12 protein-coding genes are annotated in these 12,997 nt (G+C 47.8%); 4 read left to right on the forward strand and 8 right to left on the reverse strand.

Features of this window, described 5'->3' with window-relative positions; genetic code table 11:
• Positions 1 to 8: 8 nt before the first annotated feature.
• Together glk and ACOSVP_RS18005 are read right to left on the reverse strand one after the other, a co-directional pair.
• A complete protein-coding gene (gene glk, locus ACOSVP_RS18000; RefSeq protein ID WP_487348863.1) occupies positions 9 to 983 on the reverse strand; it encodes a glucokinase in 975 nt (324 codons plus the stop codon).
• Positions 984 to 1,090: 107 nt separating this feature from the next.
• Positions 1,091 to 2,155 (reverse strand): diguanylate cyclase, encoded by a 1,065-nt coding sequence (locus ACOSVP_RS18005; RefSeq protein WP_487348864.1) that lies wholly within the window; start codon positions 2,153 to 2,155, stop codon positions 1,091 to 1,093.
• Between the two features lie 205 nt (positions 2,156 to 2,360).
• Here ACOSVP_RS18005 and ACOSVP_RS18010 point away from each other — a divergent pair, with 205 nt between their 5' ends.
• Entirely contained in the window at positions 2,361 to 2,684 is a 324-nt protein-coding gene (locus ACOSVP_RS18010) for a hypothetical protein (protein WP_487348865.1), read from the forward strand.
• On the opposite strand, the gene ACOSVP_RS18015 is transcribed toward ACOSVP_RS18010, so the two are convergent.
• Positions 2,681 to 3,712 (reverse strand): DUF3080 family protein, encoded by a 1,032-nt coding sequence (locus ACOSVP_RS18015; protein WP_487348866.1) that lies wholly within the window; start codon positions 3,710 to 3,712, stop codon positions 2,681 to 2,683. The two genes, ACOSVP_RS18010 and ACOSVP_RS18015, sit on opposite strands and share 4 nt — an antisense overlap.
• On the opposite strand from ACOSVP_RS18015, the gene ACOSVP_RS18020 reads away from it, so the two are divergent.
• Positions 3,711 to 4,118: an acyl-CoA thioesterase gene (locus ACOSVP_RS18020; protein ID WP_487348867.1), complete on the forward strand. Its 408-nt coding sequence runs from the start codon at positions 3,711 to 3,713 to the stop codon at positions 4,116 to 4,118. The two genes, ACOSVP_RS18015 and ACOSVP_RS18020, sit on opposite strands and share 2 nt — an antisense overlap.
• 6 nt (positions 4,119 to 4,124) lie before the next feature.
• On the opposite strand, the gene ACOSVP_RS18025 is transcribed toward ACOSVP_RS18020, so the two are convergent.
• The 3 genes from ACOSVP_RS18025 to ACOSVP_RS18035 all read right to left on the reverse strand — a co-directional run bounded on the left by ACOSVP_RS18025 (position 4,125) and on the right by ACOSVP_RS18035 (position 7,425).
• On the reverse strand, positions 4,125 to 4,661 hold the full coding sequence (locus ACOSVP_RS18025) for a DUF924 family protein (RefSeq protein WP_487348868.1): 537 nt from the start codon (positions 4,659 to 4,661) through the stop codon (positions 4,125 to 4,127).
• An 89-nt stretch (positions 4,662 to 4,750) separates the two neighbouring features.
• A complete protein-coding gene (locus tag ACOSVP_RS18030; RefSeq protein WP_487348869.1) occupies positions 4,751 to 6,193 on the reverse strand; it encodes an FAD-dependent oxidoreductase in 1,443 nt (480 codons plus the stop codon).
• A 182-nt stretch (positions 6,194 to 6,375) separates the two neighbouring features.
• A complete protein-coding gene (locus tag ACOSVP_RS18035; RefSeq protein ID WP_487348870.1) occupies positions 6,376 to 7,425 on the reverse strand; it encodes an MBL fold metallo-hydrolase in 1,050 nt (349 codons plus the stop codon).
• Between the two features lie 349 nt (positions 7,426 to 7,774).
• Between ACOSVP_RS18035 and ACOSVP_RS18040 the strand changes: the two genes are divergently transcribed.
• A complete protein-coding gene (locus tag ACOSVP_RS18040) occupies positions 7,775 to 9,241 on the forward strand; it encodes a DASS family sodium-coupled anion symporter (protein WP_487348871.1) in 1,467 nt (488 codons plus the stop codon).
• A 100-nt stretch (positions 9,242 to 9,341) separates the two neighbouring features.
• Here ACOSVP_RS18040 and ACOSVP_RS18045 read toward each other — a convergent pair whose 3' ends face one another.
• Positions 9,342 to 10,274 (reverse strand): hypothetical protein, encoded by a 933-nt coding sequence (locus tag ACOSVP_RS18045; RefSeq protein ID WP_487348872.1) that lies wholly within the window; start codon positions 10,272 to 10,274, stop codon positions 9,342 to 9,344.
• Positions 10,275 to 10,560: 286 nt separating this feature from the next.
• Between ACOSVP_RS18045 and ACOSVP_RS18050 the strand changes: the two genes are divergently transcribed.
• Positions 10,561 to 12,051, forward strand: a complete 1,491-nt coding sequence (locus ACOSVP_RS18050; protein WP_487348873.1) for an FAD-dependent oxidoreductase — start codon at positions 10,561 to 10,563, stop codon at positions 12,049 to 12,051.
• 108 nt (positions 12,052 to 12,159) lie between these two features.
• On the opposite strand, the gene ACOSVP_RS18055 is transcribed toward ACOSVP_RS18050, so the two are convergent.
• Positions 12,160 to 12,855 (reverse strand): phosphoglycolate phosphatase, encoded by a 696-nt coding sequence (locus ACOSVP_RS18055; RefSeq protein WP_487348874.1) that lies wholly within the window; start codon positions 12,853 to 12,855, stop codon positions 12,160 to 12,162.
• Between the last annotated feature and the right edge of the window lie 142 nt (positions 12,856 to 12,997).

Consider the following 12,997-nt stretch of genomic DNA (forward strand, 5'->3'; position numbering starts at 1 on the left):
ATTCTTATTTAGGCTTGATTGACAAGATACGATGCGTAATTGGCGCACCCCATCAGCCCTGGGAATTCTGACATCACAACAAAGGTCGGGATCGGCGACACAAACGCCTTCATACGCCCCTTGTCTTGCATCGCGTCACGGAACGCGCTGCGTTTAATTTGTTCTAGGTAACGTGGCACAATGCCACCGGCAATGTACACACCACCGCGTGTTTCCACCGACAATACAAGGTCACCGGTAACACGGCCTAAGAAAGTGAAAAACTGATCCAAGGTCGCCTCAGCAATCGGATCACTGCCCGCTTCAATCGCTGCACCAATTTCTGGTGCCGTCAGGCGGCGCTCAATGCCTTGGCGGTGTGCGAGGGCTTCGTAAATGTTTTCAAGACCCATACCCGATAAGACACGTTCCGCCGAAACGCGATGATGACGCTCACGTAGGAAACGTAAAATATAGTCTTCTTGATCGTTACAAGTGGCTAGGTCTACATGTCCGCCTTCACCGGGCAGCACGATGTTGGCACCGTTGTCTTGTGGAACGACACAAGCCACCCCTAGACCGGTCCCCGCTCCCAATACCCAGGAAGCAGCTTTGGGATCAATTTCAGACGGCTCGCCAAGTTGCACAAGTTCTTCTTTTGGAATCACTTCCAAACTGTGGCCAATCGCATCAAAGTCATTGAGTAAAGCGATTTTCTTATCGTGGCCGAAGTGATCTTGAATCTGTTGGCGAGTGAAGTGCCAAGGATTGTTGGAGAAGCGAATCACTTCTTGGTTAACAGGGCCAGCGATGGCCAACACAATGGCATCGATAGAGTCGAAGTTTACGCTACACTGCTCAACGTAAGCGGAAACAGCATCAAAGAAGGATTCGTACTCTTTACAAGAGTAAACGCTCACTTCCTGTGGCTGATATTGATTGATCGGTACTAAGGCAAAACGTGCGTTTGTCCCCCCCAAATCCGCGATCAAAGCATGAGACATAGTAAACCTCTTTGGAATTCTAATTTTTTGAAATTTTACAACGAAAAAGCGCGTAAAAACACCTGAAAACAAAATTATTAGCCGTCATATCGTAATTTAATTACAATTTAACGAATTTTGTTCAGAAACTTGAAGACTTTCGTAGGAACAGATCGCTTGCGATTGTTTTTGTAGTTATAGAGGCGCTCGTCCGCTAATTTCAGCAAGTGCTTATAACTGGTCGGCGTATCGGACAGCACGCTGGCACCACCATAGCTGACTGTGATTGGTACGAGATTACTTTTGTAACGCAACGGATTAGCATGCAAATAGTCATGGACGGATTCAGCAACTTCCATGGCTTGATCGTAGCTTTTCCCCGGCATTACAAAGACAAACTCATCCCCCGCAAAGCGGAAGGCCAACCCTTGCTTATACACATGCTTCAAAAGACGTTTCGCTATGTATTCTAACACTTCATCACCACAATTGTGGCCTAAAGTATCGTTGATCGACTTAAACGCATCACAGTCGACAAACACGGCGGTTAAATCACGATTTTGACTTTTACAACGACTAAATTCACGTTCTAGCATCAACTCTAGTTGGCGACGATTCAATAAGCCAGTCAATGGATCGCGGGTTGCAAGATATTCTAATTTCTCGCGGGCAGTCACATTACTTAAGCAGATAGAGATTTTGATCGACAACTGATCGAGCAAGAAGGTGTCTTTAGCTGTTGGATCATAACGGCCGACGTCTTGATCTGCTTGGCAAAACAAGCCTACCAGTTCACCGTCCATTGTAAGGGGGGAAATCGCAACTGAGCCGACGATACTGCGATAAGATTGTGGAATTATTTCCCAGTACTGGCCAATATCCTGATTCACCAATACGGTTTTGTTGCCTGCGCCAATGGCATCAATCATGGCGCCACGACGGGTAAAGAGAACACGATCACGTAGACCGATGGTTTTTTCCAAGGTCTCGACCAAATGCGCGAGAGGCGCTTCGCTGATCAAGTTGACCCAGACAAAGGGGACATTAAATTGTTTTTGCACTTCTTTGGTTAAGGTGGACACAAATTGATCGCAACGGCCAATAGATAAGATACAGCGCTCGATGTCAAAAAACTTCAGCGCGATCTGCTCGTTATGTCTAACGTTCTCTATTAGCTCATTAATATTCTGCATCCAACCAACCTAATCAGACTATGGACAACTTCACTAGCCAGCTAACACTATCCCTTTTTTCCTGTCTAGTTTTTGTGCAAATGTTTTTACATGGAATACTCTTATAAACGTACTATCTATGAAAAACTTTAGCTTAATTTGCTGTCTTTATTAAAGAAAATCGATTTCAGCCGATAAATTTCTTATCCAGAGAATTGGCTTATTTATGAATATTAGAGACGTCTTAGAAACACAGTTAACCCATGAGGTGAAAGCGGGCGGCCGAGTATCCGGCAACGCCAACTTTGCGCTGTTCATGAGTCTCTTTACGCAACCAGGGCCAAGTCTGCGTAACGCCGAAGATACCTTGAGCGTACACGAACCCCATGCGGTCACTCGACCGATTCAGTTTTCCGGTGGCATTGGTGCTAACCCCACGGCTAACCTAGCGCTACTGAAAGCCCTTAGCCAAGAACCGTTGGCACAAGGCAATATCGCCGCTTACGATGCCGTCGCTGCGGTGGATAATCTCATCTCTACCCACGCCTAAGCATTCCCTACCGTTTCACCACACACGGCAAAAATCCGACTCCAAGCTCTACCATGCTCCCGCGATGCCCTTAAATATTGTTGCCAAGCACTTTGACTGTCTTGTAAATCAAATTGCCCGATAAATGCCCGCCATTCAGGGGTTTGAATAGGACTTTGCTGCACTAGGGTTTGCAGCATGGGCAACACTTGGTAGGCCACCCGATTAATACGCGCCATATAGGGTTGTAGAATTTTGATGTAATGGGTCTCGAACTGTTGCTTTAAGAAGTTCAGCGGTGCGCCGCAGATCGACTGATTGCGGCTCAAAGGTTCTAGCGCCTGAGTTGTGACGTCTAAATAATGACGAATATGCACCATGCTGTAGAGCAGCTTACCAAGATACTCACTTTCGTAAATGGCTTGCATATCCGCTTCAATGTCAGCACTGCGAAGATAGGGGATGTCCTGTAAATGCAAACTAACCCGCTCAAGATGCTGCAAGGCATTAATTAGGGATTGATACTGGGACGCTTCAGGAGAGACGGGAATATAGCCATTGGCCAGACTAAATAAGGTGCCCGTCTCCTCCCCCGCCCAGAGCATATTAGAGAAGGCGATCGGTAATTCACTGGCTTTCACGTTTGCCACTTCGTTTAGCTTGGTGCGCAGGTCGGTGTCTTCGATCTCACAACTTCGGATCGCGCGAATAATCTCCAGTTCGTAAACAAAGCGTTGGCTTGTCGCCATCACCCGCCCCAGTATACTATTACGCTGTCCGGCCACGGCGCCGACATCACATCGTTGCAGCGACAAAAATTCTAATAAGCCAACATCAAATTGACTCAGCTCCATTTGCCGCGATCTTAAGGCCGGTAACGGCCCCATTGACACATCCGAATCCATCTCGATTTGAATATGTTCTGATCGGTTCAAGTCCTTTAGGTACGACTCAAACAAAGTCTGTGGAGCAAATTGGCCATCGCAACCCATCAGCAACATGCCCATTAGCAGTAACACAATCGACTTTCGAGAGAGCAGTAACGTCATGATGAATACTCTTCTAATTCAAAAACGCGAGGAAATTTCTGAAACACGCGTGGCTAAAATGGTGTTCCCCAGCACCACTAACCATTATGACACCTTATTTGGTGGTGAAGCGTTAAAATGGATGGACGAAGTGGCCTACATTGCTGCCACCCGCTTTGCCCGTAAGCAAGTAGTTACGATCTCAACCGAGCAGGTGGATTTCAAACGCCCGATTCCATCCGGCATTTTAGTGGAGCTGGTAGCACGTGTGGTCAAGGTCGGTCGCACCTCCCTCAAAGTTGAAGTGGACATCTTTTTAGAAGAGCTTTACAGCGACAAGCGCGAAAAAGCCATCACTGGTGCGTTTAACTTTGTCGCCATCGATGAGAACAAAAAGCCGACACCGATTTTTGATGACGAAGAATAAGTCCGCTTAAAAGCTCGAATTCGGCTGCTGTAAAAACAGCAATTCCTCAGCAGTCGACTCGCGCCCTAAAATCTCATTGCGATGAGGGTAGCGGCCAAAGCGATCAATAATGGCTTTATGCTGACGTTCGAAGTCTAGGTTATTCGCATTGCCTAAGGCCTCGAACAGCATGATTGCCGACTCGTGAATAAGCTTGGATTCACTGTGCATAAACGGCATGTAGAGAAAGCTACGCTGAATCGGCTCAAGCGCTTGATCAAAGCCTTTATTGATGGCGAATTGCGACAAGGCCAGTGCCAGCGGATCGCAGGCAAAGGATTCCGGCTGGTCACGGTAAAGATTGCGCGAGAACTGATCGAGTACGATGATTTCCGCCAAACTGCCTTCGGCCGTGGCGCGCCAGTCATACAGCTCACCAGCCTTAGCCTGCTGATGTAACGTTAAAAAGCGACGCTTGATCGTTTCATCAAAGGCTGTATCTTTTTGCCACCACTGCTCCGGTTTGCTTTCCACAAACCAAAAATTTAACACCTCATGATACATGCTGCCCCCATCGTTAACCCTCAACTAAAGCTTAAGTGTTAACGACGAAAGCCAATCCTGCCAATCCATCTCGGTGTTGACTCTAATCGCTAGCTTTTCAAACGACGCGGTTGATCGACCGGTTCCAATACAATATCCGAGTGTAAAAACTCCGCTGCTGCGGCCGAGCCTTCTACTTTTACCGCGCTGCGCTCAAGCATTTCGGCTTCATAAGGGGTAAGCACTGACTGGCGAATACCGGCTTCACGCCATACTTCCGCCGACCAGCAACCGTTGGTAATCTCACGGGCGAGCGATAAGGCATCCAAAATGGCTTGGTTTGCGCCCTGACCTTTAAACGGCGTCATCGGGTGCGCCGCATCGCCAATCAAGGTGGCTCTCGGAGCATTGGCAAAATGCTCAGGTGTTAATAACTCACGATCGTACACAGGGTAGCCAGACACCAGCTCCGCGGGCGTCGCCGCAAGAATTTCAGGGATCGGTGTATGCCAAGGTAAACGGCGGCAAGCTTCGGCTTTGAGTGCTTCAGAGCCTTGCTCACTTAAGGCTCGCGCCTCGGCATCGTCCATACGGAAACTTAATTGCCACATAATCGAATCGACTTTATACGGCATCATATAGATACGATCATTGCCATTGGCGGTTTGAAACACGGTCGCGGCATCTAACAGGTCCGATTCAAGACCGTTTAACGCAGATAAGGGACAGATCCCTAAGATCACCATACAATCCAAGGAGCGTAGCGGTGTCTTGTCATCGCCAATGATCTGTTTACGCACCACACTGCGAATGCCATCGGCACCGACAATCAAATCCGCTTCAATCTGTTTTTCTTGACCATTAGCACTGAGTGTTAGCTGTACCTTGCCGTCAACGTTTTGGTCAAAGCCCAATAGCTGATGATTCCACTTTACTTGGCCGGCACCGCCCAGTTGCTGCATCATCTGCCAACGTAATGACTGACGGGCAATATGAATATTAGAGCGCTTAGGCGTGGCACAGGGTTTGCCTTCCAGCCAACGACGCATGCCCCACTCGGCCACCACCTTACCCTCAGTGGTATGCACCAAATGACGTGTCGACACCACGCCATCGTCCAAGTCGGTAATGCCCAATCCGGAAATCGCGCGGCTGGCTTGCTGTAAAGTCAAACCATAACCTTGGGAGCGGGCATCAAAGCCAGTATCACGCTCAAACAAGGTAAAGGGAATGCCACGATGTTTGCAGGCTACCGCCAGTGCCATGCCGCCAATGCCAGCGCCAATGATCGCCACATGAGGTAAGCGTTCACTATCAATAGGCTGAGGCTCGCTAGAGAGAAGTACACCTTGCCCAGCACATTTCGCACAGGATTCTAAATGGCCTCTTGGACGTGGAGGTTCTTGGATAATATTGTCGTCTTTTGCAAAGGCTTCCAGAGCCTTTTGGTATTCGATACGGACTTTTTTACGCAAGCGGCGGCTACGTTTGCCACGGCCTTGGCAGTCTGGACACATAACCCAGTAAGAAGATTGGTTTGCTAAAGTGCTCAATTCAAATTGCCTGATCATCAAGAAGTTCAATAGCCCGAATAATAGCGGATCTGCTCAAACTTGTGGAAAAAGAGTGATGACTAGGAACGCTTAACAATGAAACCTTGATAGATCACAAAAAAAAAGCGGCTTGCTCAAATGTGAGCAAGCCGCTTTTATACAACCTTGTGTAGCGCTAGAGATTAACGGTAGCTGTATAGGTACTCAGCGATCATTTGCGCATTGGTAGGTGTTGCTGTTTCATAACCGTAGAACTTACCGTATTTAGGGCGTAGCTCTTCGGTAGCAATGCGCGCGATTTCATCAAACCAAGCTGGTAGCATCACAGTGTGAGCGTTGATCTTGTCCATTTCTACGCCAAAACCAAATGGCACTTGGCCCATGGCTTTACCGACTGCTGCTTCTAGATCGGCAATAAACTGTAAGTGGAACTCAAAATCATCGTGTGAACCCACGTTACCGTGACCACCGTTAAAGTAATCCCAATCCATCGCGTTGGCAGTTTTCAAGTTTTGCACTAGGTAAGTGAAACGCTCAGAGCCGGCAAAGTTCCAGAATGGTGGTTGATCAGAGTTCAACAAATCTGGTGCGTGCAATACGCGCTCTTCTTTCATCAACCAAGCAGAGTGGTCATCCGTGTGCGCCGCATGAGCAAAGCCATGAAGTTCGATGGTTTGCTTTTCAAATTTGAACGAGTCTTCCGGCCATTTCAATACTTTCGTTGGACGTGGAATCTTGCTGCCCAAAAGCTCCATTTTTTCTGCTGTTGCTTTGGACGCAATAATCTCAGGCGCTTTTTTCTGGCTTGCTTTTAATAGCTCTAGCAGCTGTGCTGTACCAGACGTATGGTCCGCGTGATCGTGCGAGTAGACAATCGTATTGATTGGCTTATCCGTTACTGAGCGGATCGCTTTGAGGATTTTTTCCGCACGCATTTCCAGTGGGTCAAACAGCAACACGCCCTTTTCACCGACGTAGAAGGTGGTCGCGTAGAAGCCAGACTCGTACCAGTAAGTGTTCTCTGTCAGACGCTGTAGAACGTAGTCTGTGTTCATGTTCAGGGTAAACAAATCCGCTACTTTTTCACCCGGCTGAAGCGCCACAGTGTTGGACTGAGCTTTGTAAACCGCATCAACCGTTGATGGGGCTTCATCAATCGCCAAGGCAGGCATGGCCGCCGCCATCGCGGTAACAAGTAGTGCTGGTGCAAAGATTCGTTTTAAAGCAGACATGGTAAAAATCCTTCTTAAGTGAGTTGGAATACGGCTACTTTAGCGCCAGCTAATTGAGTAATAAATAGGCTATTTTAGAAGAAACTATTGCATAAAATGAAATAAAATTGGCATGACAGTTTGAGATAATTTCTGTGACATACGAGCCCAATCATATTGCGCCCAACACTTTGGAAAGCCGGCAAGCCATGTTAATTGCGCAAGAATTATCAAAATCTCAGCAAAACTGAGACAAAGCGAATCTTGGCAAAGCCTCCTCTGACAAATGTCAGATTTCCCAACCGTCTAGCTCGTTATCCTATTAGCCATTGTTATTCCAATATCAGGATCTAACATCCAAGGAGCGAGCATGAAAGCGGGTGGAGTAAAGATAGTCCCTGGTTTGATATCAGTGGCATTAACCTTAGTGATTTGGTTTGTGGTACCCGTACCAGAAGGTGTGTCAGCCAATGCTTGGCATTTGTTGGCGTTGTTTGTCGGCACCATTGCCGCGATCATTGGTAAGGTCATGCCCATCGGGGCGATTGCGATTTTAGCCATCACCTTGGTCGCCCTAACCGGCGTCACCAATGACTCCCCTAGCGGTGCGATTAAGGATGCCCTAAGTGGTTTTTCCAATTCGCTGATTTGGCTGATCGGTATCGCTATTATTATTTCCCGCGGTCTATCGAAAACCGGTCTTGGCAATCGTGTCGGCTATTACTTTATCTCGCTGTTTGGCAAGAAAACCGTGGGCATTGGCTACGCCCTCTCGATCTCTGAGTTGATCATTGCGCCTGTGACGCCAAGTAATACCGCCCGCGGCGGCGGTGTCATTCACCCAATTATGAGATCCATCGCCAGCAGCTTTGGCTCTAACCCTGAAGATGGCACCTCACGTAAAATCGGTCATTATCTTGCGCTGGTGAACTACCATATCAATCCGATCACCTCGGCCATGTTTATTACCGCCACCGCCCCCAACCCGCTGGTGGTGCAGTTTATTGCTGATGCCACGGGAGCTGAGATCAGCATCACTTGGGGCATGTGGGCCTTGGCTGCCTTATTGCCAGGCCTTGTCTGTATCGCTTTGGTGCCATTAGTGGTGTATCTGATTTACCCACCGGAAATTAAAAATACGCCAGACGCGAAAGTTTTTGCTCAATCCAAGCTCGCAGAGATGGGGCCGATGAGCTACGGCGAAAAGATCATGGTGTTCGTATTCGCCTTGCTATTGCTGCTTTGGGCTGGCATTCCGGCCATGCTGCTAGGGCCTGATTTTGCCGTGAATACCACCGCCGTAGCCTTCTTAGGCCTGTCGGTTTTATTGGTCACTGGCGTGCTCAGCTGGGACGATGTACTAAAAGAAAAAAGCGCTTGGGATACGGTGACCTGGTTCTCAGCTTTGGTGATGATGGCGACCTTCTTAAACAAACTTGGCTTGGTTAATTGGTTCTCTTCGGTGATGGAAAACAATATCGCCCAGTTTGGTTTTGACTGGCCACTGTCGGTAATCATCTTGGTAGCGATTTACTTCTACGCCCATTATTTCTTTGCCAGCACCACAGCGCATATTACCGCTATGTTTGCCGCCTTCTATGCCGCCGGTTTAGCCCTTGGTGCGCCGCCTTTATACCTAGGTTTATTGCTAGCAGGAGCGTCCTCTTTGATGATGTCACTCACCCATTACGCCACTGGCACCTCGCCAATTATCTTTGGCTCAGGCTATGTTTCCATGGAAAACTGGTGGCTAATGGGCTTTATTATGAGCATCGTTAACCTGGCGGTTTGGGGTATTGTCGGTGGACTCTGGTGGAAAATATTAGGTTTTTGGTAAATAAATGAGTTGAAGTAAGCTGCCCATAACTAAAAAATGGGCAGCTTAGCTTGGTGACATTTTGTAAGACGGTCTGATGTATTCCCATTAAAGGTTTTGGTTAGATTAGTAATATGCCCGATGCGAAATCTAGAGCATCTTGACGGTCATAGAAAAACCACTCTGCGCCATCCGCTTCTGTACCCACCATAAAGTCTGTTACAAAGTACGAATCGCCAGCTAGGGTAATCTCATTACCTTCATCAGGATTCCCAGCAGTATAGATACGGCCATCTGATGTAACGCCGTAAACAGTTTCCACTGACTCCAAAGTAAGCAGATTATTAACGGTTAGACTCCCATCTTCAAAATAGATTAGTTCATCTACACTCCACACATCAGATTCATCTGACCAAGCCACGTATAAAGTATTTCCAGCTAACCAATCGCTTGTGAGACTAAAATATTGCTCAGCTTCAGCTTGGTCAAAATAGACTCGCGTATCATCCTGAGGAAAACCTTCTCCATTAAATGCAAAGCTGATGTAGGTATCAGTTATTTCATTTAACTGTAGAATTGAGTCACTTTCGTCACCAGCAAACGCTGCAATTGAGGAATCGGTCACAGTAACTTGAAATGTATCCACTGATAGCGAGTCAGCACCATAAAGCTCTCTCATCACATATTCAGTAGCATCCGCGTTAAATGTCCAAGACTCAAGGGTTTCAGGAGTCCCCCAAATGCCAGTATAAAGTGTTTGCCCCGCTAGTAAACTTGCCAACGAAGACAATACGGGCGTGACCACATCAACTGTAGCTACGGTACCTCCCAAAACTGACGCATCCAATCCATTACTTGCAAAGTGATTCGCCACGAGCTGCCCATCAACTAACAGGCCGCCAGCCGTTAAAACCTCGCCAATCATATCAGTAGTAACCCCATACGTCTGACAGACATTGAGGATGGTAGATAAGTCATTAAGATTAGAAATGATGAAGTTGTAGGCCTCATCCATGGTTACACCGTATCCGGATAAATGTTGTTCAGCTGTCATTCCTTGGTCCCTCCTTGCTGTTGGGTTTAAGAAGTAACCTTAGAATAGCAATCACAATTGTTCAATTTTTAAACAGACAATAATATAAGATATTCTTATCTGTAAGATATTAACCCCTTCCAACTGAGCTAATGCAGCTGAGGCCTGGATATTTAATCACATTAGTGCCATTTTCAGCTGCGCTGGAAAAGTCTCCCTTAACTGCACGTTTGTTACTACAAATAGGCCCGTGAGCCACGTAGAATAGCGGCCAAACTTTCAACCTTTTACTGAATGAGCGACGTTAATGACTCAAACACATACAGGTGAAACCGCACAAACTACGCCAGCGAAAACTGTGGCTGTAGTGGGTGCGGGGGCAGCAGGCTCAACCATCGCGTTACGACTTGCCGAACTTGGCATCGACACGACCCTGATTGAACGCGGCCCAAGTCTGGTTAATGGACCGCCATTTTGTCACCTGCACGCGGGTGGCAACTTGTACCGAGAAATCTCCGATGAGCAATGCTTAACGCTATTAAAGCAGTCGATCGACACGGTAAAGGTGTATCCACAGAGCATTAATATTCGTCCAACCCTACTCGCAGTACCGACCACAGATCGTTGCGAGCCATTGGATTTATTACCGCGTTTAAATAAATTACGCGACCTTTACCAGTCACTGGTGGATCAAGATGCCCGTAATCAAGTCTTGGGCAAGCCGGAAGATTACTATCGCTTGTATGAACGCGTAGAACTAGACGCCATCGCGCAACGAGAACTACCTAAACAGGCTAACTGTGACGAAGACTGGCTGGTGGCCTTTGCTAAGCAGACAGATCTCGATACGTTAAAATTCCCGCTAGTGATGGTGCAAGAATACGGTTTGTCCGCGTTTCGCTGGGCGGCGATTGCCGATTTGGCCATTGCCCGTTTGCCAAGCTGCCATCTTCAAACCAATACCAGTGTAATTGACATCCGCCATAGTCCGAAGGGTTCAGGTTGGTTAGTGTCTACACGTCCCACTTCGTCCAGCAACGATGCCGATATTCAGGTCTGCGAATACGATTATGTTGTCAATGCCTGCGGTTTTAAGAGCGGCGAACTGGACGATATGATCGAAGCCAAACGCCAGCGTATGGTGGAATTCAAAGCCTCGTTTGTCACCTATTGGCCAGAATGTAACGGTTTGTGGCCCGAAGTGGTATTCCACGGCGAGCGCGGTACGCCACAAGGCATGGCGCAGCTAACGCCTTACCCTGGTGGTTATTTCCAATTGCATGGTATGACCCAAGCCATCACCCTCTTCCAAGGAGGCCTAGTCGCCAGCTGTGAACAAAGCTCGCAGCCAAAACTGGCGCCGCACTTCTTACAAAAGATTGATGGTGAGTGGCCGGAGCAGATTGTACACGAGCGCACCGAAGGCAATATCACGCATATTGCTCAGTTTATTCCAAACTTTAGCAGTGCAAAAACCGCCTCCAAACCTTTGTTTGGTGCTCAGCAAATTCCTGGGGAAGATCCGGATTTACGCGCTGCGGACGTGTCTTTCCATCACAGCGGTTACGCTCGGGCTGAGATCGTCAAAGCCTCGTCGGCACTGGCGACTGCCGATGCCATTCTTAAGGATCTAGTGGAATCTGGTGTGGTGACCTCGGAACTGGCGCAGCGCTATTTGACCGAGCATTACTTCCCTGTGACGCAACAATGCCAGCATAAAGAAGTGACAGAAAGAGCAGAACAACTCGCTCGAGAGCGCCATTACCCAGATGCGTTAGCACGCGTGTTTCAGGACTAAGTCACTCTCAGGGGTCTGACCCTAAATAGCTACTCAGTCACTTTTTAGACTGAGGGCTAAAGGGTCAGACCCCTTTTCTCTTTATTAGAGAATTTCTGCTTTTAAGCGTTACGCTGGCGTTTTCAGATCTTCTAAAACGCTGAGTAGCTCATTGAAATGATCGAATAAGAAATCGGGCTCATAGATACCCAGATCTTCATCGTAGTTGTAGCCGTAGCTGACACCGATGCTGTCCATCTTGGCCGCTTTCGCCGCCAAAATATCGTTCTTTGAATCGCCGATCATAACGCAGTCAGCCATCTCAGCGTTCATCATGGCACAGGCGGTAAACAGTGGTAGCGGATTCGGTTTGCGCTCTGGTAGCGAATCGCCACCTAGGCAAAACTCAAACACGCCACTTAAACCCAAGCCTTCCAGCATCGGCTCAATAAACTTCTCTGGTTTATTGGTAATGATCGCTAAACGATAGCCTCGTTGTTTCAGCTCAAGTAGCGTCTCTTTCACCTCTGGGTACAACACCGACTTGTCACAGACATTGTGTGCGTAGAAGTCTAAGAAAGCCGCTAAGGCTTGATCGACCAGTTCTTGGGGCAAAGTCGGATCAATCTCCTTAGCCCCACTTAGACCACGTGAAATCAAAGGCAAAGCGCCATTGCCGACCCAGTTGCGTACGGTGGCTTCAGGAAAAGGCTCACGGCCTAGATGTACTAGGGTTTGGTTGACCGCTTCGGCTAGATCTGGAGCACTGTCGACCAAGGTGCCATCCAAATCAAATAACAAAACGCGCTTATCTTCTAAACTCACTGCTCACTCTCTCGATCTTTAAAAAAGGGGTCAGATCCCTTTTCTACACTAAAAGGGGTCAGACCCTTTTCCTAATTATTTTATATGTATATTCGATCTCATAAGGGTCTGACCCCTATGAGTACTAACCATCACTAAAGGG

Source organism: Marinomonas sp. HM11-D, assembly GCF_057626615.1.